Source organism: Paracoccus saliphilus (genome assembly GCF_028553805.1).
Classification (GTDB): Bacteria; Pseudomonadota; Alphaproteobacteria; order Rhodobacterales; family Rhodobacteraceae; genus Paracoccus; species Paracoccus saliphilus.
The window spans coordinates 990395-1011658 of sequence record NZ_CP067140.1; the positions used below are offsets into that span (position 1 = coordinate 990395).

A 21264-nucleotide genomic window follows, 5' to 3' on the forward strand; every position below is an offset into this window, starting at 1 on the left:
GAAAAGGACAGGACATGACTGATCGAACGGGCTCTGCGCCCACCCAATATGGCCGGGTAATGCTGAAAATCTCGGGCGAGGCGCTGATGGGGGATCAGGGATATGGCCTGCATCCGCCCACCGTGGCCCGCATCGCGAACGAGGTCGAATCGGTCGCCCAGATGGGGGTCGAGGTCTGCATGGTCATCGGTGGAGGCAATATCTTCCGCGGATTGCAGGGCAGCGCCCAGGGGATGGAGCGGACGACCGCCGATTACATGGGAATGCTGGCCACGGTGATGAATGCGCTGGCCATGCAGTCGGCGCTGGAGGACAAGGGGCTGCATTGCCGTGTCATCAGCGCCATCCGGATGGACGAGGTCTGCGAGCCCTATATCCGCCGCCGGGCCATTCGCCACCTGGAAAAGAAGCGGATCGTGATCTTCGCCGCCGGGACCGGCAATCCCTATTTCACCACCGATACCGCCGCGACGCTGCGCGCCAACGAGATGAACTGCGAGGCGATCTTCAAGGGAACCAAGGTCGACGGCGTCTATGACAAGGACCCCGTGAAACATAAGGATGCGACGCGCTACCAGGACGTATCCTATGACGAGGTGCTGCAAAAGCACCTGGGCGTGATGGATGCTTCGGCCATTGCGTTGGCGCGCGACAACCGTCTGCCGATCATCGTCTTCTCGCTGGACGAGCCGGGCGGCTTCCGGACCATTCTGGAAGGCGACGGCACCTATACCCGCGTGCATAACTGACAACGCACTTTCCTGTGATCGGCCGGACCGTCAAATGCCCGCCGATCGGCGGGTAAAGCCTTTGCCAAGCATGGGCATTGCGGTTACAAGCGGTAAAAATCCAATGCAGAGGCAGTCCGATATGGCAGAGGACATCGAAATCGACATAGATGATCTTGAACGGCGAATGAAAGGTGCGATGGAAAGTCTGCGCCACGAATTCGCGTCGCTTCGCACGGGGCGTGCTTCGGCCTCGATGGTCGAGCCGGTCCAGGTCGAAGCCTATGGCCAGATGACACCGATCAACCAGCTTGGCACCGTCAATGTGCCCGAGCCGCGCATGGTCACCATCAATATCTGGGACAAGTCGATGGTCGGCAAGGCGGAGAAGGCGATCCGTGAAAGCGGCCTCGGCATCAACCCGCAGACCAACGGCACCATCATCATGCTGCCGATCCCCGAGTTGAACGAGGAACGCCGCCGCGAGTTGACCAAGGTTGCCGCCCAATATGCGGAAAGCGCCCGGGTCGCGATCCGCAACGTGCGCCGTGACGGGATGGATCAGGTCAAGAAGGGCAAGGCCAGCGGCATGCCCGAGGACGACCAGAAATTCTGGGAAACGGCCGTGCAGGAACTGACCGACAAGATGATTGCCGGTGTCGACGAGGCGCTCGAGGCCAAGCAGGCCGAAATCATGCAGGTCTGAGACATCATGGCCGCCGAACCTGCACAGGCCCTGCCAACAGGGGGCACCGAGCAACGTCCGCGTCACGTTGCCATCATCATGGACGGAAATGGTCGTTGGGCGACCGAGCGCGGCTGGCCGCGCCTGGTCGGCCATCGGCGTGGGGCGGAACGTGTCAAGCAGATCGTTCGCGCCTGTCCCGATCTCGGGGTGAACTGGCTTACCGTCTATGCCTTTTCGACCGAGAACTGGAAACGTTCGACCGAGGAAGTGCTTGGGCTGATGAAGATCTTCCGCCGCTATATCGAGCGCGAGGCAGAGGGCATGTCCGCCGAGGGCGTGCGGATGCGCTTTATCGGCGGCCGCGAACGGCTTGATCCCAAGCTGCAGGCGCTGATGTCCTCGATCGAGGCGCGCACCGCCGGCAATACGCGGCTGAACCTGACTGTCGCGATCAATTACGGCGGACGGGACGAGTTGACCCGCGCGGCCGGGCGTCTGGCGCAGAAGATCGCGCGAGGCGAGGTGGCGGAACCCGGCGAGGCCGATCTGGCGGGATGCCTGGATACCGCCGGCCATCCCGACCCGGACCTGGTGATCCGCACATCGGGCGAGACGCGGACCTCGAATTTCCTGCCCTGGCAGGCGGCCTATGCCGAATACGAGTTCACCCCGACGATGTGGCCGGATTTCACGCCGGATCATCTGGGCACCATCCTCGATCGTTTCGGCATGCGCGAGCGTCGTTTCGGGGGCGCATGAGGAAAAAGGGGTCGATAGCGCCGAAAACTCCTGTCCCTCCGGGTAAATGGGCCGATCTTTCAAGGCGTATCGCCTCGACATTGGTGCTACTGGCAATCGGGCTGCTTCTGGTGGCCGCCTCGGGCGTCTGGTTGCGATTGGGCATGGCGGTGATCTCGGCCATCACCTTCTGGGAACTGGCGGCGATGACGGGCTGGCGGTATCCGCGTCTCCATGCCGGTTTCGGTCGGTGGCGCCCGATTGCGCTGGCGGTGATTGCCGGTTTGTCGCAATTTGCCGCGCTGATGATCCTGCATCCGCTGGCCTGGCTGCTGCTGGCCGTGCCGATCCTCGCCGGATTGCCCGGCGCATTGGCGCGCGACCGCTGGACTTATGCCATCTTCGGCATCGCGATCCTGCTGGTCGCCTTTGGTCTCGTCGGTTTCCGCGAAGAGTTCGGTCTGGGCTTCGTGCTGTGGCTGATGGGGATCGTGATCATCTCGGATACGATGGGCTATTTCTGTGGGCGCATCCTGGGCGGACCCAAGTTCTGGCCCGCGCTCAGCCCCAAGAAAACCTGGTCCGGCACGATTTCCGGCTGGATTGGCGCGCTGATTTTTGGCACGCTCCTGTGGTTGGCGGATTGGGGCGATATTGCGCTGATCTGGTGTTCGCCGCTGGTGTGTTTCGCGGGCCAGATGGGCGATATCGCCGAAAGCTGGCTCAAGAGGCGGGCGGGCGTCAAGGACAGCTCGAACCTGATTCCGGGGCATGGCGGTTTCATGGATCGGTTCGACGCGGTGACAGGGGCGGTGCTTGCGGCAATGTTACTGGGAATTCTGGTCAGTCTACCGGCGGTTAACTGAGACATGCGACGCATTTCGATTTTCGGAGCGACCGGATCGGTCGGGGCCAATGGGATCGACCTGATCCGCCGCGCGGGCGGGGCAGAGGCGTTCCATGTCGTCGCGCTGACCGCCGGACGGAATATCGAGCGGCTCGCCAGGATGGCGCGAGAGTTGCGGGCCGAGGTCGCGGTAACGGCGCATGAGGAATTGCTGGACGATCTGCGCGCGCGACTGGTGGGGAGCGGTGTCGAAGCCGCCGCCGGACCTGCGGCCCTGAAAGAGGCGGCGGGACGTCCGGCGGATTGGGTCCTGTCGGCCATCGTTGGCGCAGCGGGATTGGCGCCGGGGCTGACCGCGCTGGCCCAAGGCGGTGTTTTGGCATTGGCGAACAAGGAATCGCTGGTTTGTGCGGGCCCGTTGATGCGCGCTGCGGCCGAACGAAACGGAACCACGATCCTGCCGGTGGACTCCGAGCATTCCGCGATCTTTCAGGCCCTTGGTTCTGAAACCCGCGATAGCGTCGAGCATGTGACCATTACCGCTTCGGGCGGGGCGTTTCGCGACTGGCCCCTGGAGCGGCTGGCGGCTGCGACGGTGGCCGAGGCCTCGACCCATCCCAATTGGGCGATGGGGCAGCGGATCACCATCGATAGCGCCTCGATGTTCAACAAGGCCATGGAAGTCATAGAAACGCATGAGTTTTTTGGGTTGGAGCCGGAACGGATCAAGGTGCTGATCCATCCGGAATCGATCATTCATGCGATGGTGACCCATGTGGATGGCGGAACGATTGCCCATCTGGGCGCGCCGGATATGCGCCATGCCATCGGTTATGCGCTCAACTGGCCCGAACGCGCGCCGCTTCCGGTCGCTGCATTGGACCTGGCAAGGACCGGCAGCCTCAGTTTCCGCGAACCGGACGAGGCCCGCTGGCCCGCCCTGCGCCTTGCGCGCGAGGTCATGGCGGCGGGCGGCATGGCCGGGGCGGTGTTCAACGCGGCCAAGGAGCAGGCGCTTGACGATTTCATTGCGAACCGGATCGGGTTCGCGCAAATGGCACCCCGGGTCGAGGCGGTGCTTGAGGCGCTGTCGGGGCAGGCGGGCTTTGCCGATGCGCCCGCCGATCTGGACATGGTCCTGCATTGGGACCGCATCGCCCGGCAGGAGGCCGCAGCATGACTGATCTGATCCCGCAATTCGGGGGAACCTTGTGGACGCTGGCCGCCTTTGTGATCGCGCTGGCCGTGATCGTGACCGTACATGAATACGGCCATTACATCATCGGCCGGCTGTCGGGCATCCGGGCCGAGGTGTTCTCGGTCGGCTTCGGGCCACGGCTGGTCGCGCGCCGCGACCGGTGGGGAACCGTTTGGCAGATCGCGGCAATTCCCCTGGGCGGCTATGTCCGTTTCCTGGGCGACGCGAATGCCGCCAGCGCCGGGACCGGGCTGGAGGTCGATCCGGCACTGCAGCGGCAGACATTGACCGGCGCTCCGCTTTGGGCGCGGTTCTCGACATTGCTGGCCGGGCCGGTCTTCAACTTCATCCTGTCGATCCTGATCTTTGGCGGTTTCGCGCTGGTGCAGGGGTTGCCGACGCAGGATGTCAGGTTGGGAGAGATCGCGCCCGCGCCACCGCAGGTCGTGAATGAATTGCAGCCGGGGGACCGGGTGCTCGCGATCGGGGGGCTGCCGGTCGAAAGCTGGTCCGACATGTCACGCGTGGCGGAGGAACTGCCGGTTGCCGCGCAGCAGGACTGGCGGGTGGAGCGTGACGGAACCGCGATCACCGTGACCGGCCCGGACCCGATGCCCGCGAGAATCACCGGCGTCGCCCCGCGCAGTGCCGCGGCGGATGCCGGGCTGATGGCGGGCGATGTGATCCTTGGCATCGATGACCAGCCGATTTCCCGTTTTTCCCAGATGCCGGAACTGGTCGCGGCTGCACAGGGGCAGCCCTTGCTGCTGGAAGTCTGGCGGCAGGGCGAGGGCACGGCCAGCTATAGTCTCGTGCCGAAGGAGCAGGATATTCCGTCCGCGGATGGCGGTTTCGAGAAGCGCTGGCTGATCGGCGTCACCGGCGGCACCAGCTATTTCGAGCCCGCGACCAGGCGTGCAGGGGTGTTCGAGGCATTGTGGCTGGGCATATCGCAGACTTGGGATATCATCGCCTCCTCGCTTACGGGGTTATGGGCGATGATCACCGGCCAGATCGGAAGCTGCAACCTGGGCGGCGCGATTTCCATCGCCGAAAGCACTGGCCAGGCTGCCAGCGCGGGGGCGGAGAGTTTCCTGTGGTGGATCGCGGTCTTGTCGGCGGCGATCGGCTTTTTGAACCTGCTGCCGATCCCGGTTCTGGATGGCGGACACCTGATGTTTTACGCCTTCGAGGCCGTGACAGGGCGTCCGCCTTCGGACCGGGCGCTCAATCTTTTGACGGCGTTTGGCATGGCCGCCGTGCTGAGCTTGATGATTTTCGGCCTCACAAACGATCTTTTCTGTCCCTGAAACGCGATGTGCTTTTGACAGCCTACCCCGGTTAGGGCTAGAGAAAGGACCAAAAGAAGGCGTCGGCAGGGCGCCGATGCAGGCTGAAAATAGAGGGGCGGCAATGACACGGAAACTGAGCAAGGGCGCGGTCGCGCTGGTGACGGCTCTGACGATCTCGGTCCCTGCGGGGCTGTTGATGCCGCAACCCGCTGCGGCTTATGTCTTCAACGATGTGCGGATCGAAGGGACGCAGAGGGTCGATCCGGCCACGGTCCTGTCCTACGCGAATATCGCGCGCGGCCAGGACGTCTCGGCGGGCGAACTGAACGACGCGCTGCAGCGCCTGCAGAATTCCGGCCTGTTCGAAACGGTCGAAGTCGTGCCTCAGGGCGGGCTTCTGGTCATCAATGTCCGCGAATATCCGACGATCAACCAGATCAGCTTCGAGGGTAATCGCCGGATCAAGGACGAGCAACTGGCCGAGGTCGTGCAAAGCCAGTCGCGCCGGGTCTATGAACCGTCGCAAGCCCTGGCCGACGCGTCGAATATCGCGCAGGCCTATGCGACCGAGGGACGGTTGGCGGCACGGGTCGATCCCAAGATCATCCGTCGCAGCGAAAACCGCATCGACCTGGTGTTCGAGATCCGCGAGGGTGACCTGACCGAGATCGAGCGGATCAGCTTCTCGGGCAACCGGGCCTATTCGGATCGCCGCTTGCGCCAGGTTCTGGAAACCAAGCAGGCTGGCATTCTGCGCCGGCTCATCCGCCGCGACACTTTCGCACCCGAACGTATTCCACTGGACGAGAACCTGCTGACCGATTTCTACCGGTCGCGCGGTTATGCAGATTTCAAGGTGCAGGGGATCGCTCCTGAAATCGCCCGCGAGCGCGATGCGTTCTATATCACCTTCAATATCCAGGAGGGGCCGCGCTACCGCTTTGCGCGTATTGATACCGTGTCCGAGATTCCGGGCGTCGATGCCTCGGCCTTTGCGGCTCAGAACCGTGTTGGCAGCGGCGATTACTACAACCCCGCAGTGATCGACAATACCATTCGCCGGATGGAAACGGTCGCGATTCAGCAAGGCCTGAATTTCGTCAATATCGAGCCAAGGGTGACGCGCAATCCCTCGAACCAGACGCTGGATCTGGTCTTTGCGCTGACTCGTGGCCCGCGCGTCTTCGTCGAGCGGATCGATATCGAGGGCAACACCACGACGCGGGACGAGGTGATCCGCCGCCAGTTCACGACGGTGGAGGGCGATCCGTTCAATCCGCGTGAAATCCGCAACGCGGCAGAGCGTATCCGCGCATTGGGCTATTTCTCCGATGCGCAGGTCGATAGCCGGCCGGGAACCAGCGAAGAACAGGTCGTCGTCGATGTGAACGTGGAAGAGCAGCCGACCGGTTCACTGTCTTTCGGCGCGTCCTATGGCGTCAATTCCGGTGTCGGGCTGAACGCATCGCTGACCGAGTCGAATTTCCTGGGGCGTGGCCAGACCGTCGGCCTGAGCATCGCAACGGCCAAGGACGACAGGCAGGCCTCGTTCAACTTCGTCGAGCCCTATTTCCTGGGCCGTGATCTGCGCTTCCGGTTCAACACCTGGTATAATGAGACCGAAAACCTCAACTCGGATTACGATACCCGTTCGATTGGCATCGCGCCTTCGATCGAATTTCCGGTATCGGCCAATGGACGATTGGAACTGCGCTATCGCCTGTCCGAGGACAAGCTGGACAATGTCGATGAGGAAAGAAGCTCTCAAATCCTGATAGATGAACAGGGGGCACGGCTTAGTTCGGGACTCGGTTATACCTATAGATGGGACACAAGGATCACCGGTCTCGACCCGCTGACCAGCTATAAGGTCGAGTTCTCGCAGGACTTCGCAGGGGTTGGCGGCGATGTGAAAAGCGTCACCACGACCGCATTGGCCGGGATCGAGAGCAACGCATGGCGCGAGGAGGTGACCCTGCGGGCCGAGATAGAGGCCGGCGCCGTGCATTCCTATGGCGATTACGAGACCTGGATTCTCGATCGTTTCCGCGGCGGCAACAAGATTCGCGGTTTCGAGCCCAACGGGATCGGACCGCGTGACCTAACTGCAGACAACAAGGACGGTCTGGGCGGCAACTATTTCTGGGCGGCGCGCGCTGAAGCGCAGTTCCCCCTTGGCCTGCCCGAGGAGTACGGAATCACCGGCGGTCTCTTTGCCGATGTCGGCTCGATCTGGGGGCTCGATAATACCGTGGGCACTGAGGGGCCAGTGGATGACGACATGTATGTGCGTGGCGCCATCGGTGCCTCGATCTTCTGGACAACTCCGATCGGACCTCTGCGTTTCAACTTTTCCAAGGCGCTGCGCAAGGAAGACTATGACGAGGAACAGAACTTCGACCTGACGATCTCGACAAGGTTCTGATGCTGCGCTTTCTTCGCATAATTACGGCGATCTGGTTGGCTTGCGCCTGCCTGATCGCCGGATCCGCTGTTCTGGCGCAGGAACTGACGGATGACCTTGCGCCCCCTGAGCCGCCGAATACCGAGCAATTGCCTAATCGAACGATCGAGACGGGCAGCGATAGTCAACCCGATATGAACGCACCGGTTCTGACAGTGGACCGGGAACGGCTCTTCGTTGAATCGGCCTGGGGGCAGCGCGCGATGGAAGAGCTGGAAGAAGAAGGCGGCAAGATCGAGGCTGAAAACGAAAGGCTTGCGCAGCAATTATCCGATGAAGAAGCAGAGCTGACCCGTAAGCGCGAGACGATGGATCCGGCGGAGTTCCGCAAGCTTGCCGAGGCATTCGATGTCCGCGCAACCGAGATCCGTCGGGAGCGAGCGCAAGTCGTGCAAGACCTGAACACCCGGAGCGAGGCTGACCGCAACAGCTTCTATCAGGCGGCCTTGCCGATCATGGGAGAGGTGTTGGAACGGCGCGGTGCGGTCGCCGTATTGGATCGGCGGACAGTATTCGTGTCACTGGACTCGATCGATATCACCGACGAACTCATCGCCGAACTGGACAAGCACATAGGCGAAGGACCATTGCCCGCAACTGGTGAGGAGGGGACGCCGGATCAGGATAGCGACAGCAATTAAGGAAGCTGTGCGATCCTTTCGCCGAGCAGGGCGAATAGCCCGTCGCGATCCAGGTGCCGGATGAACAGTGCATTCGCGGGACGGTCACTGACGCGCCACCAATCCGCGACGGTCATGCCGGTGGTGAATTCTCCCTGCGTTTCGATCTCGACATTGATCTCGCGTCCGTCGAAGAGATCGGGGCGGATGAGCCACGCGATGGTGCAGGGATCATGTAGCGGCGCGCCTTCGCTGCCATATTTCTCGCGGTCGTAGCGCTCGAAGAAGTCGGTCCAGCTGGCAACGGCGGGGCCGCACCGATTGGGCAGGGCGCGCATCGCCTCGACCCAATCGCGCGAGGTCAGCGCCTCATGCGTGGCGTCCAGCGGCAGCACGACCAGGGGCACGCCCGACGCGAAAACTGCCTTTGCAGCCTCGGGATCGACATAGATGTTGAATTCTGCGGCCGGAGTGATGTTTCCGACCTCGAAATAGGCGCCGCCCATCAGCACGATCTGCTGAACGCGCGAGATGATGTCGGGTGCGCGCTCGAAAGCGGTTGCGACATTGGTTAGCGGACCGATCGGCACTAGCGTGACGCTGCCTTCGGGCTGTTGCCGCAATGTCTCGACGATGAAATCGACGGCATGGAGGGATTGCAGCGGAATCGAAGGCGTGGGCAGATCGATCCCGTCGAGGCCGGTCTTGCCATGCACATGTTCCGCCGTGACCAGCTTGCGCTTGATCGGTGCCTCGCAGCCCGCATGAACGGGCACATCATGCCGTCCCGCCAGTTCAAGGACCTTGCGGGCATTCACCTCGGTCAGCGGTAACGGCACATTTCCGGCGACGGCGGTGATGCCCAGTATCTCCAGTTCGGGACTGGCCAGCGCAAGCAGGATCGCAACGGCGTCATCCTGCCCGGGATCCGTGTCGATGATGATTTTCTGCGGCATGATTATCCCCCGGTTCCAATTGGTTGTGCGATGCGCCGCGGACGGGTGCAACCAGAAATCCGTTCCCGGCAGCGGTGAGTTCGTCGCCAGGATGCCGCGCTTGGGCAGGGTTTGGACGGGTTATAGAAAACGTGATCCCCTAGATCGAAATTTTCTGTTATACTATAAGTGCCTAGGCGCGAGAGGTGCCTGTGCCGCGCAGTCCCGATGCCTAGACGCAGTGCATAAGGGAGACTTCAACATGGGCCAGACAATCGGAAACCCCGCCTCATGGGTGGTGCGCAATGTATTTGGTTCAATGTCCCATATCGGCGTCATGATACAAAGTATCGGTGGCGATGAGGAGCGGTCGAAACCCGTCATCCGGACATTGACCCTGGGTGATCTGCGCGACGCGCTCGCGCATGGCTATGACGACTTCAAGACCTTCCGTTCTGACGTGATCACGGTTTGCACCCTTTACCCGATCATAGGCGTATGCCTTGCCTTCATGGCGTTTCAGGGCAGCTTGTTTCACCTTGTCGTTCCGTTGATCTCGGGCTTTGCGTTGCTTGGGCCGGTCGCTTCACTGGGAATGTACGAGATGAGCAGGCGGCGCGAAGCGGGCGAAGAGCCCAACTGGCTTGCCATATTCGACGTCATCCGTTCACCTGGTATCGGCGCGATTATCATACTTGCCGTGATGTGCTTTGCCATCTTCGCGGCCTGGCTGGGGCTTGCCCATGTCATCTACCTGTTGACCATCGGCACATGGCCGCCCGAAAGCATCGGGGCATTCCTGGCCGACGTATTCGGTACCGGTGCGGGCTGGACGATGATGATCGTGGGAACCGCTTCGGGCTTTGTCTTTGCCCTTCTCGTGCTGATGACCAGTATCGTGTCCTTCCCCTTGCTGCTGGAGCGCAATGTCGGCGTGGTTGCTGCCGTCACGACTTCGGTTCGGGTGGTGGCTGCAAACCCGGTTCCGGCCATGGCATGGGGATTGATCGTGGCGGTGTCGCTGGTGATCGGATCATTACCCGCGCTGTTGGGGCTGAGCGTCGTGCTGCCCATTCTGGGGCATGCGACATGGTACCTGTATCGCAAGGCGGTGGTCTGACGAGCAGGCAGGGACCGACGGGGGCGGGCATTCACAATGGCGGAATATCGCCCCCCGCCCGCATCGCATGGAATTCGGCGACGAAATCATTCAGCCGCCCCTCGGCGATGGCATCGCGCAGCCCTGCCATGAGTTCCTGATAATAATGCAGGTTGTGCCAGGTCAAAAGCATGCCTGAAATCATCTCGCCTGCCCGGAACACGTGATGCAGATAGGCGCGTGAATAGCTGCGGCAGGCCGGGCATGAGCAATCTTCGTCAAGGGGGCGCGGATCGTCCTGGTGCCGCGCATTCTTGATGTTGATCTGCCCGCGCCGGGTCCAGGCCTGGCCGGTCCGGCCCGAGCGTGAAGGCAGCACGCAGTCCATCATGTCGACGCCGCGCTGAACCGCGCCGACGATATCGTCGGGCTTGCCAACCCCCATCAGGTAGCGGGGCTTGTCCTCTGGCAGGAAGTCGGGGGCATAATCGAGCACACCGAACATCGCCTCCTGCCCCTCGCCGACTGCCAATCCGCCGATGGCATAGCCGTCGAAACCGATTCCGGTCAGGGCCCGTGCCGATTCCTCGCGCAATTCACGGGTCACGCCGCCCTGCATGATGCCGAAGAGCGCATGACCCGGGCGGTCTCCGAAAGCGTCGCGGGACCGTTGCGCCCAACGCATCGACAGGCGCATGGATCGGGCCACGTCTTCGTCGGTGGCGGGCAGGGCGGGGCATTCGTCGAAGGCCATCACGATATCCGAGCCCAGAAGTTTCTGGATTTCCATGCTGCGCTCGGGTGTGAGCTCGTGGCGCGAGCCGTCGATATGACTGGAGAAGGTGACGCCGTCCTCGGTCAGTTTGCGCAGCGGGCCGAGGCTCATGACCTGGAACCCGCCCGAGTCGGTGAGGATCGGCCGCTGCCAGTTCATGAAATCATGCAGCCCGCCCAAGCGCGCGACCCGTTCGGCACCGGGCCGCAGCATCAGGTGATAGGTATTGCCCAGCAAGATGTCTGCCCCGGCCTCGCGCACCGATTCCGGGAGCATCGCCTTGACGGTCGCGGCAGTGCCCACCGGCATGAAGGCCGGGGTGCGGATCTCTCCTCGCGGGGTGCGGATGACACCCTGGCGCGCTTCACCATCGCGGGCGTTCAGGGAAAAGGAAAAACGGTTGGGCATGATCGGGTCTGCTATGGCTGGAACCGCTCGCCCATATCGGGTTTGGCCTGTGAAGGCAATCTGGTCCGGGCTGGACCCATGGCACCTCTTGCCCTATATAATCGAGTGAAATGGACAGGAACGAGTTATGACCGAACCTATGATGGAAGGGGCTCCGCTGATCGCGCCCTCAAGCACCGATCACCCGCTCTACGAATCCGTGGTCGAGGCGTGCAAGTCCGTATATGACCCGGAAATCCCGGTGAATATCTATGACCTGGGCTTGATCTATACCATCGACATCAACGATGCGAACGAGATCCGGGTGACCATGACACTGACCGCGCCCGGCTGTCCTGTGGCGGGGGAGATGCCCGGATGGGTTGCAGATGCGGTTGAACTTCTGCCGGGCGTCAAGCAGGTCGATGTCGAGATGACCTTTCAGCCGCAATGGGGCATGGACATGATGTCGGATGAGGCGCGGCTGGAACTGGGCTTCATGTAGGATGCCGCGTTGCCGCCTTTGGGCGGCGATGGCGGGGGCTGTCTGCCCCCGGGCGCCCGAGGGGCGCCTCCCCCGAGGATATTTTCCTGAAGAAGAAGTAGCCAGAGCCGGTGACACCTTGAGACAAGGCGGCCAAGCCCTTATCTTCTAGGGCAGTGAGACAGGAAGGTTCGATCATGTTTGGGATTCCGGGCGCATCGCCAGTCAAGATGACCCCCGCGGCCGAGCGGCAGATTGCCAAGCTTATGGCGGGCAAGCAGGCCTATGGGCTGCGCATCGGGCTGAAAAAGGGCGGTTGTGCGGGGATGGAATACACGATGGAACTGGCCGAGACGCCCGACAGTAACGAAGAGATCGTCGAACAGGGCGAGGCGCGTGTGATGATCGCGCCGATGGCGCAGATGTTCCTGTTCGGGACCGAGATCGATTACGAGACCGGGCTGCTGGAATCCGGCTTCCGGTTCCGCAACCCAAATGTCACCGATAGCTGTGGCTGCGGTGAATCGGTGCGGTTCGAGCCGCTGGAAGGCAGCCGCGCCGAGACATGATCCTGCTCGGCCTGGGCTCTGGTTGCGGCGCTATCATCATTGCACCCCGGTGGCATTGCCCTTAATCCGTGACGTGAAACGGATAGGAGGATAGCAATGGCACCGCGCAAACTGGCCGCCGGAAACTGGAAGATGAATGGCGATCTGGCCGCGCTGGCCGAGATAGACCTATTGCGCGAAGCTTATCCTGATCCGGGTTGCGAGGTGCTGATCTGCCCTCCGGCTTTGCTGGTTCACCCGATGAAAGAGCGTGTGGGGGCCCATAAGATGACAGTGGGCGGGCAGGATTGCCATGCTAATGCGTCGGGGGCGCATACCGGGGATATCTCGGCCGTGCAGTTGAAGGATGCGGGCGCGGCTTACGTGATCCTCGGCCATTCCGAGCGCCGCGCCGATCATGGCGAGACGGATGCCGATGTGGCGGCCAAGGCCGCGGCGGCGCATGGCGCGGGACTGATCGCGATCATCTGCGTGGGCGAAACCGAAGCGCAGCGCGATGCGGACGAAACGCTTGCCGTGATCGGCGCACAGCTTGCCGGATCGCTGCCCGACGGGGCGAGCGCCGCCAATACCGTCATTGCCTATGAGCCCGTCTGGGCGATCGGAACGGGCCGGACCCCAACAAACGAGCAGATTGCCGAGGTCCACGCCTTCATGCGAGAGCAATTGCAGGGGCGTGTCAGCGATGCGGGCGATGTGGCGCTGCTTTATGGGGGGAGCGTCAAGCCCGGAAATGCCACCGAGATCTTTGCCATTGCGCATGTCGACGGGGCACTGGTCGGCGGCGCCAGCCTGAAGGCCGCGGATTTCGGAGGCATCATCTCGGCGTTGGAGGCGGCCGGTTAGGCGGGCTTTTCCAGCGCTCGCTCAGGGAAGGTGACCGGCGGGGGACAGGCGAGCCCTTTCCATCCGGCTCGCTTGGGCGTATGTCAGCGCTGTTGGTGGATGAACCGCCCAAGTCAGAAAGAGCCAAATGAGCCAGCAAATTACCACGATCACCCGTACCGAGGATCTTGCCCGCTTTGTCGAGGCCGCGAAATCCGCCCCATATGTCACCGTCGATACCGAATTCCTGCGTGAACGGACCTATTGGTCGAAACTCTGCCTGATCCAGCTGGCCATTCCGCCCGCTTCGACCGCAAAGGAGCCGGGGGGCGAGGCCGTTCTGGTCGATCCCCTGGCCGAGGGGCTGTCGCTGGAACCGCTTTATGACCTGTTCCGCCACAAATCCACGGTGAAGGTGTTCCACGCCGCGCGTCAGGACCTGGAAATCTTCTTCCACGATGCAAAGCTGTTTCCCGAACCGCTTTTCGACACGCAGGTCGCGGCCATGGTCTGCGGCTTTGGCGAGCAGGTCGGATATGAGACGCTGGTGCGCAAGATCGCCCGCGCCAGCCTGGACAAATCCTCGCGATTCACTGACTGGTCGCGCAGGCCGTTATCGGATGCGCAGAAATCCTATGCCCTGGCCGATGTGACCCATTTGCGGGTCATCTACGAATTCCTGTCCGGAGAGCTTGCCCGGAACAACCGGGAAAGCTGGCTGGCCGAGGAGATAGCGGTTCTCGAAGATCCCGAAACTTATATCACCCGCCCGGAAGATGCCTGGCTGAAAGTTCGCACGCGGACCAACTCGCCACGTTTCCTGGCGCTTTTGCGCGAGTTGGCCCGGTTCCGCGAAACCTACGCGCAAGAACGCAACATTCCCCGGTCGCGCGTCTTCAAGGACGACGCGATGATCGAGCTGGCCTCGACCAAGCCGGCCAGTGAAAGCGATCTGGGGCGGTCCCGGCTCTTGCTGCGCGAGGCGCGCAGGGGCGATATCGCGGCGGGAATTTTGGCGGCAGTGAAGGCGGGGCTGGAGGCGCGCGAGTTGCCACAGCCCAAGAAGGAAGCACCGGGCAAGCCGGGAAATGCGGCGCTGTCCGATCTTCTGCGCGTGCTTCTGAAGGCCAAGGCGGACGAGGCGGGGGTTGCGCCCAAGCTGATCGCGTCTTCCTCGGAGCTCGATGCGATTGCGACCGGAGAGCGTGACCTGCCTGCGTTGAAGGGCTGGCGGGCAGATGTTTTCGGACAGGATGCATTGCGGCTGGCCTCGGGTGAAATCGCTCTGTCTGCCGGTGATGGCCTGGTTCGTGTTGTCCCTGCGGGCTGACGCCATGCATGGACGGATCAGCCTCAGCCGCGCCTTTCCCGAAGATTGCGACGCCATTGTCGAGGCGATGCAAAATCCCGAGATGGGCCGTTGGCTGACCTCGATCCCGCAGCCCTATGGGTTGAATGATGCAGCCCAGTTCGTTGCCGAGGCAGGTGCGGACGAATATGCGATTCGCGTTGACGGTCAGATGGCGGGTATGCTGCGGGTCGCCGACAGTTTCGGCATCTGGGTCGCATCGCGTTTTCAGCGTCAGGGGGTCGCACTGCGGGCCGCCGTGCTGGGGCTCAGCCGCTGCTTTTTGGCCGGGGCGGACGGGATCGATGCGGTTTATCTGAACGGCAATCATCGCTCGGAAATGCTGTTGTCGCGGTTGGGGTTTCGCGCGAAGGGACAGGTCACCGCCTGGTCGCGCGCCTTGGCGAAGGAGCTGCCCGCCACATCGCTGCATCTGACGCGAGCGGATTTTGCCGCGCGGCATGGTATTGCGCTGAATACCCCGCATCTGCGGATTTCCGGCTTCCGGCCGAGTGACCTGATCGACCTGCACCGCATCGTGACGCGCCCCGAGGTTTGCCGGATGTTGTTGCGCTTTGCCCCAGACATGACCGTGGATGACGTTGCGCCGATCTTTACTGCAGAGTCGTTGGTGCCCCCTATGCGCCTGGTGATCCGTCACAAGGGGCAGGTTGCAGGGGCGGTCGGGATATTGCCGGGCGATCCGCCTTCGATCAATTATTTTCTCGACCCGTCCTTGGCGGGAATGGGGTTGGGGCAAGAGGCCGCGAGCGCATTCATGAATGAATATCTGCTGCGCTTCGATCCACCGGAATTGCAGGCAGAGGTGTTCGATGACAATCCGGCATCCGCCAGGATCCTGCGCAATCTGGGATTTCAGCGAGTCGAGGACATATCCTGCCCTTCGCTTGGCCGCGAGGCTGCGGCGCCTGCCGGAATCTATCGCTGGCGGCGTAGCCATTGATCCCATGGGGCAGGCGGCTACGGCTTGCCGGGTTCGGGTACGGGCGACGGGTACAGGATCTGTCCGCCACGAATGACCGGTGTGAATTTCGTTTCGGCCAGGTCGAAGCGCCGCGGTCCGATGCCGATCGGCCCCTCTGAAACCAGGCAGCCAAGCGCCCGGGTCACATCGTCAAGATCGGATTTCAGTGGCAAAAGCAACATGCTCCCGCTTATTACGGGGCATCCTTGGGCAGATCGGGAACGGAGTTTCATCTCTACGATCTGGGGGGCCCGGAACACGGTTTCCGTTACCTTGCACATTCGTTTGCGCGAAGCCTGGTTGATCACTGAGCAAAGCGGCATGCCGCGCAGTTCCATTCCCATCAGGTCGATCAGATGTTGCCCGACCAGCCGGAAGCGCGCCATTTCCGGTGCCAGCCGCTCGACAAGAAAGGCGTAGTCGAGCACTTTGGATATGGCGTCTGCCGTGACATCCGCACGCAGGGGAATCGATTCGTTTTGGCGCAGACCCTGCCAGTATTCGCGCATCTCTGTCATGATGCACCCGGCACTGGGACGCTTGGAATCCACGATATACAGGACGTTGCCGGTTCGCGTGGTGCGATGTGTATTCATCTGTGTTTTCACGTCGAACCTGTCCGACACGTCGCGATTTTCTTGATATACGGGCGGCCCGATGTCGCGTGCCGTGTTCCGCAGTTAGGCGGTCAGGTTATGTCCATGATCTGCCTCTGCCGAGTCATTTCTCAACAAAAGGTTAAGGTCTGGTCCGGAACTGTCTGCCCTGTTCCGGGCTTGACCCCTCGCGGGCGCTGGTCCATCCCATCCTCGAAGCTGGCTACAAGGGAAAACGCTGATGGACCGTACCGGGTTGCTGATCATCCTGTCATCGCCTTCCGGCGCGGGGAAATCCACGCTTGCGCGGCGTTTGATGAATTGGGACCCTGCGCTCGGCTTTTCCGTTTCGGCTACGACACGCCCCCCGCGCGCGGGCGAGGTGGACGGGCAGCACTATTATTTCACCTCGCCGGACGAGTTTCGCGCCATGGTCGAGTCGGACCAGATGCTGGAACATGCCGAGGTGTTCGGCAATTTCTATGGCAGCCCGCGTGGACCGGTCGAAACTGCCATGCGCGAAGGGCGCGATACGCTTTTCGACGTGGATTGGCAGGGCGGGCAGCAGATCCGGGCTTCGGCGCTTGGCGGGCATGTGATCTCGATCTTCGTGCTGCCGCCCTCCCTGTCCGAGCTGGAGCGGCGGCTTCGCGCCCGGGGGCAGGACAGCGACGAGGTGATCGAGGGGCGGATGGAGAAAAGCCGGGCCGAGATCAGCCATTGGGCCGAATACGACTATGTGCTGGTCAATGACGATCTGGACGAGACAGAAATCCGCCTGCGCGCCATCCTCACCGCCGAGCGTCTGCGCCGCGACCGGATGGGCGGGCTGGGGGCGTTCGTCAAAGGGCTGATGGAGGAGGATCGCCGATGATCTGGGAACTGGACGGTGTTGCCCCGCACTTGGCCGAAAATGCCTGGGCCGCCCCGGATGCGCAGCTGATGGGGCGCGTGGTGCTGGAAGAGGGCGCCTCGGTCTGGTGGGGCGCGGTGCTGCGCGGCGATAACGAGGAAATTCGTGTGGGGCGGGGGAGCAATGTGCAGGATCTTTGCGTGCTGCATACCGATCCCGGTTTCCCCTTGTTGATCGGGCCCGATTGCACGATCGGTCACCGGGCGATCCTGCATGGCTGCGAGATCGGAGAGGGGGCGCTGATCGGCATGGGGGCCACCATCCTGAATGGCGCGAAGATCGGGGCAGGGGCATTGATCGGTGCCGGTGCGCTGATTGCCGAGGGCAAGGAAATTCCGCCCGGTGCCCTGGTCATGGGGGCACCCGGCAAGGTCGTGCGGATGCTGGACGACAAGGCGCAAGAGGCGTTGCGCGCCACTGCGGCACGCTATCGTGACAATGCGAAACGGTATCGCGCAGGGTTGCGGCGCGTCGAATGAATGCCGAGACGCAAAGACGCGTGGCCGCGCTGCTCGATGGCATTCCCATCGCCATGATGGCGGTGGATGGCAGCGCCCGGATGATCGGTGCAAACAAATTCGCCGAGGCGCTGTTCGGATCGGGCCTCCTGGATCGGCCCTTCGTCACCGTCGTTCGCCATCCCGCAGTGGTGCAGGCGGTGGATTGGGTGTTGTGGCCGGGCGGGCATGACGCTCCCCCGCCCGATCCCACCTTGCCCACGCCTCCCGACGGAACCGCGACCTTGCGCGCCAGCCTCGCCGCCGATGGCCGCGATATTGCCGCCGAAGTGACCGTTTCGCCGCTTCCGGCGGGGATCGGGCGGGGGGCGCTGATTGCCATCCTCGATCAGTCCGTCGCGGAGGAGGCCGAACAGATGCGCCGCGATTTCGTGGCCAATGTCAGCCACGAGCTGCGCACGCCCCTGACCGCGATGATCGGCTTTATCGAGACGCTGCGCGGCCCGGCCCGCGACGATGCCAAGGCCCGCGACCGTTTCCTCGATATCATGGAGCGCGAGGCGAACCGGATGAACCGTCTGGTCCATGACCTGCTGTCGCTCAGCCGTGTGCAATCCGACGAACGCCGCCGGCCCTCGGCCGAGCTCGATTTGCCAGGGCTGTTGCGCAGTGTTCTGGCGACCATGCAGCACAGTGCCGATGAGGCTGGTGTGATGTTCGAAACCCAAGGGTTGGACATCGACCTCAGCCTGCCCGGAGATGCCGACCAGCTGGTGCAGGTGTTCCAGAACCTGATCGAGAATGCGATCAAATACGGCGCCTCGGGGGGGCGGGTCCATGTCGGGCTGCAGCGCATCGATCACGAGCCGCTTCTGCGTGGTCCGGGCTGGGCGATCCGGATCGAGGATTTCGGCGAGGGCATCGACGAGATGCATCTGCCTCGATTGACCGAACGCTTCTATCGCGTCGATACGCATCGCTCGCGCGCGCAGGGCGGCACCGGGCTGGGGCTCGCCATTGTCAAGCATATCGTCAACCGCCATCGTGGCCGGTTGCGCATCACCAGCCGCAAGGGCGCGGGCAGCCGCTTCACGGTCATCCTGCCCGAGACACTGCAACGGGGCTAAAATGTCGCAATGCGGGCACGGCCCCTCGCCCTCGGGCAGTGCATGGCATATATACCCCAAGAACCTAAGACAGGAGAGCCGGATGCCCGATCCCGATCCCGCAAAACTGGCTGCGTCACGTGCGGCAGTCGAACTGGTCCGCGATGGCATGCGCTTGGGGCTGGGCACCGGCTCGACCGCCAGTGTCATGGTCCGTGAACTGGCCGCGAAGGTGCAGGCCGAAGGGTTGGCATTGCGCTGTGCCGCTACCTCGCAGGCGACGGCCGATCTGGCGGAAAGCCTCGGGTTGCGGATAGAGGGCCTCGATCAGATCGGCTGGCTGGACCTGACCATCGATGGCGCGGACGAGGTCGATCCCGATTTGAACCTCATCAAGGGCGGCGGTGCCGCGCATCTGCGTGAGAAAGTGGTCGCGATGGCCAGTGACCGGATGGTGGTGATCGCCGATCCCGGCAAGGTGGTCGAACAGCTTGGAGCATTCGACCTGCCGGTCGAGGTGCTCGCCTTTGGTTTCGAGACAACGCGGGAGTTGATCCGCCGCGCATTGGAGGATCTTGAGCTGGCAGGGCGGCCGATCCGGCATCGCCTGCGTGATGGCGAGCCTGTCGTCACCGATGAGGGGAATTACATTCTCGACCTGGCGCTGGAGGCCATTCCCGACGCGCCAGCCTTGGCCCGTGCGCTTTCCGCGATTCCGGGCGTCGTCGAGCACGGGCTGTTCCTGAACATCTGCCACCTTGCGATTATCGGGCGCGCCGATGGCAGCGTGGTGGAATTGCAGCGCGACGACGAGGAAGGGTCAGCCTGATGAGTTTTGATTACGATCTGTTTGTCATCGGCGGCGGTTCGGGCGGGGTGCGCGCGGCGCGGATCGCGGCGGGACAGCATGGCGCCAAGGTCGGTCTGGCCGAGGAAAGCCGGATGGGCGGCACCTGTGTCATCCGGGGCTGCGTGCCGAAAAAGCTGATGATCTTCGCCTCGAACGCCTCGTTGATGGCCGAGGAGATGCGCGGCTATGGCTGGGCCGATGCAGCAGCGGGCGGTTTCAGCTGGCGCGATTTCCGTGCCAAGCTGGATGCCGAGCTGAACCGGCTCGAGGCGGCCTATACCTCCGGCTTGAACAATGCCGGGGTCGAGATTCACCATCAACGCGCCCGGCTCGCCGATCACCACACGGTCGAACTGGCCGATGGCACGCGCAAGACCGCCAAGCATATCCTGATCGCCGCGGGCGGGCGTCCGGCCAAACCCGAGATTCCCGGGGCGGAACTGGGGCTGATCTCGGACGATTTGTTCCTGCTGGACGAGTTGCCGAAACGCGCCCTGCTGATCGGCGGCGGCTTCATCGCCTGCGAATTCGCCACGATCCTGAACGGGTTGGGGGTCGAGACCGTGCAGGCCTACCGTGGCGACGCGGTGCTGCGCGGCTTTGACCGCGAAGCGCGCGAGATGGCGACGGCCCAGCTGAAGGATATCGGCGTCGATCTGCGACTGGGGCTGTCGCCAGTGGGGCTGGAAAAGGCCGGCGCCCGGATTGCTGCGCGTTTCGACGACGGCAGCGCGGATGAATTCGACGCGGTGTTCCTTGCGACGGGCCGCGCACCCTATACTTGGGGGCTGGGGCTCGAGAATACCGGCGTCAATCTCAAGGATAGCGGTGCTATCGCAGTCGATGAATGGTCGCAAAGCTCGGTGCCGTCGATCTTTGCCGTGGGGGATGTGACCGACCGGGTCAACCTGACCCCGGTAGCTATCCGCGAGGGTCATTCCTTCGCCGATACGGTATTCGGCGACAAGGCTCGGCAGGTGAACCACGATCTGGTCGCCAGCGCCGTCTATCTGCGCCCGCATGAACTGGGCAGCATCGGCCTGACCGAGGAACAGGCGGCAGAGCGTGGGCCGGTCGATGTCTATTCGGCGGTGTTCCGGCCGATGCGTTCGATGTTCGCGGGCTCGGATGTCCGGATCATGATGAAATTGCTGGTCGAGCCGGAAAGTGATCGGGTTCTGGGCTGCCATATCTTTGGCCCCGAGGCCGGCGAGATGATCCAGCTGGCCGCGATTCCGATCACGATGGGCGCGACAAAGGCGGATTTCGACGCGGCAATGGCGGTACATCCGACCGCCGCGGAAGAGCTGGTGACGATGCGAAATGTGACCCGGCGACATGGTGGCGAAGGGTGAAAGC

At 62.7% G+C, this 21264-nt stretch carries 22 protein-coding genes; 19 read left to right on the plus strand and 3 right to left on the minus strand.

Annotated features, from left to right (window positions below):
• Positions 1-14 precede the first annotated feature (14 nt).
• From pyrH to JHX88_RS04645, 8 genes are all read left to right on the plus strand, one after another.
• Positions 15-749, plus strand: coding sequence for a UMP kinase (pyrH, locus tag JHX88_RS04610; RefSeq protein ID WP_076525664.1), 735 nt, complete (start codon positions 15-17; stop codon positions 747-749).
• Between the two features lie 121 nt (positions 750-870).
• Positions 871-1434, plus strand: a complete 564-nt coding sequence (gene frr, locus JHX88_RS04615) for a ribosome recycling factor (RefSeq protein WP_076525666.1) — start codon at positions 871-873, stop codon at positions 1432-1434.
• 6 nt (positions 1435-1440) lie between these two features.
• On the plus strand, positions 1441-2175 hold the full coding sequence (uppS, locus tag JHX88_RS04620; protein ID WP_076525668.1) for a polyprenyl diphosphate synthase: 735 nt from the start codon (positions 1441-1443) through the stop codon (positions 2173-2175).
• The gene (locus JHX88_RS04625; protein ID WP_076525670.1) at positions 2172-3020 is read left to right on the plus strand and encodes a phosphatidate cytidylyltransferase; all 849 of its coding nucleotides are present in this window, start codon (positions 2172-2174) and stop codon (positions 3018-3020) included. Before uppS ends, JHX88_RS04625 begins: the two co-directional genes overlap by 4 nt.
• A 3-nt stretch (positions 3021-3023) precedes the next feature.
• Complete coding sequence (gene dxr / locus JHX88_RS04630) at positions 3024-4181, plus strand: 1-deoxy-D-xylulose-5-phosphate reductoisomerase (protein ID WP_076525672.1); 1158 nt, start codon at positions 3024-3026, stop codon at positions 4179-4181.
• Positions 4178-5509: an RIP metalloprotease RseP gene (gene rseP / locus JHX88_RS04635; protein ID WP_076525674.1), complete on the plus strand. Its 1332-nt coding sequence runs from the start codon at positions 4178-4180 to the stop codon at positions 5507-5509. Before dxr ends, rseP begins: the two co-directional genes overlap by 4 nt.
• A 103-nt stretch (positions 5510-5612) precedes the next feature.
• Positions 5613-7916 (plus strand): outer membrane protein assembly factor BamA, encoded by a 2304-nt coding sequence (gene bamA, locus JHX88_RS04640; protein WP_076525676.1) that lies wholly within the window; start codon positions 5613-5615, stop codon positions 7914-7916.
• Positions 7916-8596 (plus strand): OmpH/Skp family outer membrane protein, encoded by a 681-nt coding sequence (locus JHX88_RS04645; RefSeq protein WP_084203096.1) that lies wholly within the window; start codon positions 7916-7918, stop codon positions 8594-8596. The genes bamA and JHX88_RS04645 overlap by 1 nt, the downstream gene beginning before the upstream one ends.
• On the opposite strand, the gene JHX88_RS04650 is transcribed toward JHX88_RS04645, so the two are convergent.
• Entirely contained in the window at positions 8593-9531 is a 939-nt protein-coding gene (locus tag JHX88_RS04650) for a nucleoside hydrolase (protein ID WP_141225817.1), read from the minus strand. The genes JHX88_RS04645 and JHX88_RS04650 overlap by 4 nt on opposite strands.
• 241 nt (positions 9532-9772) lie before the next feature.
• Here JHX88_RS04650 and JHX88_RS04655 point away from each other — a divergent pair, with 241 nt between their 5' ends.
• On the plus strand, positions 9773-10630 hold the full coding sequence (locus JHX88_RS04655; RefSeq protein WP_076525678.1) for a DUF2189 domain-containing protein: 858 nt from the start codon (positions 9773-9775) through the stop codon (positions 10628-10630).
• A gap of 31 nt (positions 10631-10661) precedes the next feature.
• Here JHX88_RS04655 and tgt read toward each other — a convergent pair whose 3' ends face one another.
• The gene (tgt, locus tag JHX88_RS04660) at positions 10662-11792 is read right to left on the minus strand and encodes a tRNA guanosine(34) transglycosylase Tgt (protein ID WP_076525680.1); all 1131 of its coding nucleotides are present in this window, start codon (positions 11790-11792) and stop codon (positions 10662-10664) included.
• A gap of 127 nt (positions 11793-11919) precedes the next feature.
• On the opposite strand from tgt, the gene JHX88_RS04665 reads away from it, so the two are divergent.
• The 5 genes from JHX88_RS04665 to JHX88_RS04685 all read left to right on the plus strand — a co-directional run bounded on the left by JHX88_RS04665 (position 11920) and on the right by JHX88_RS04685 (position 15961).
• Positions 11920-12276: an SUF system Fe-S cluster assembly protein gene (locus JHX88_RS04665; RefSeq protein WP_076525682.1), complete on the plus strand. Its 357-nt coding sequence runs from the start codon at positions 11920-11922 to the stop codon at positions 12274-12276.
• A 176-nt stretch (positions 12277-12452) separates the two neighbouring features.
• Positions 12453-12824: a HesB/IscA family protein gene (locus JHX88_RS04670; RefSeq protein ID WP_076525684.1), complete on the plus strand. Its 372-nt coding sequence runs from the start codon at positions 12453-12455 to the stop codon at positions 12822-12824.
• A 96-nt stretch (positions 12825-12920) separates the two neighbouring features.
• Positions 12921-13670, plus strand: a complete 750-nt coding sequence (tpiA, locus tag JHX88_RS04675; RefSeq protein WP_076525686.1) for a triose-phosphate isomerase — start codon at positions 12921-12923, stop codon at positions 13668-13670.
• Positions 13671-13809: 139 nt separating this feature from the next.
• Complete coding sequence (gene rnd / locus JHX88_RS04680) at positions 13810-14979, plus strand: ribonuclease D (protein WP_076525908.1); 1170 nt, start codon at positions 13810-13812, stop codon at positions 14977-14979.
• The gene (locus JHX88_RS04685) at positions 14924-15961 is read left to right on the plus strand and encodes a GNAT family N-acetyltransferase (protein ID WP_176011432.1); all 1038 of its coding nucleotides are present in this window, start codon (positions 14924-14926) and stop codon (positions 15959-15961) included. The genes rnd and JHX88_RS04685 overlap by 56 nt, the downstream gene beginning before the upstream one ends.
• Before the next feature lie 17 nt (positions 15962-15978).
• On the opposite strand, the gene JHX88_RS04690 is transcribed toward JHX88_RS04685, so the two are convergent.
• Positions 15979-16578, minus strand: coding sequence for a PAS domain-containing protein (locus JHX88_RS04690; RefSeq protein ID WP_076525690.1), 600 nt, complete (start codon positions 16576-16578; stop codon positions 15979-15981).
• 241 nt (positions 16579-16819) lie between these two features.
• Here JHX88_RS04690 and gmk point away from each other — a divergent pair, with 241 nt between their 5' ends.
• From gmk to gorA, 5 genes are all read left to right on the plus strand, one after another.
• The gene (gene gmk, locus JHX88_RS04695) at positions 16820-17452 is read left to right on the plus strand and encodes a guanylate kinase (protein WP_076525692.1); all 633 of its coding nucleotides are present in this window, start codon (positions 16820-16822) and stop codon (positions 17450-17452) included.
• Positions 17449-17970 carry a gamma carbonic anhydrase family protein gene (locus tag JHX88_RS04700; RefSeq protein ID WP_076525694.1) on the plus strand — a complete coding sequence of 174 codons (522 nt, stop codon included), beginning with the start codon at positions 17449-17451 and terminating at the stop codon, positions 17968-17970. Before gmk ends, JHX88_RS04700 begins: the two co-directional genes overlap by 4 nt.
• Positions 17967-19076: a sensor histidine kinase gene (locus JHX88_RS04705; RefSeq protein ID WP_076525696.1), complete on the plus strand. Its 1110-nt coding sequence runs from the start codon at positions 17967-17969 to the stop codon at positions 19074-19076. Before JHX88_RS04700 ends, JHX88_RS04705 begins: the two co-directional genes overlap by 4 nt.
• An 82-nt stretch (positions 19077-19158) precedes the next feature.
• On the plus strand, positions 19159-19884 hold the full coding sequence (rpiA, locus tag JHX88_RS04710; protein WP_076525698.1) for a ribose-5-phosphate isomerase RpiA: 726 nt from the start codon (positions 19159-19161) through the stop codon (positions 19882-19884).
• Entirely contained in the window at positions 19884-21260 is a 1377-nt protein-coding gene (gene gorA, locus JHX88_RS04715; protein WP_076525700.1) for a glutathione-disulfide reductase, read from the plus strand. Before rpiA ends, gorA begins: the two co-directional genes overlap by 1 nt.
• The last annotated feature ends 4 nt before the right edge of the window (positions 21261-21264 follow it).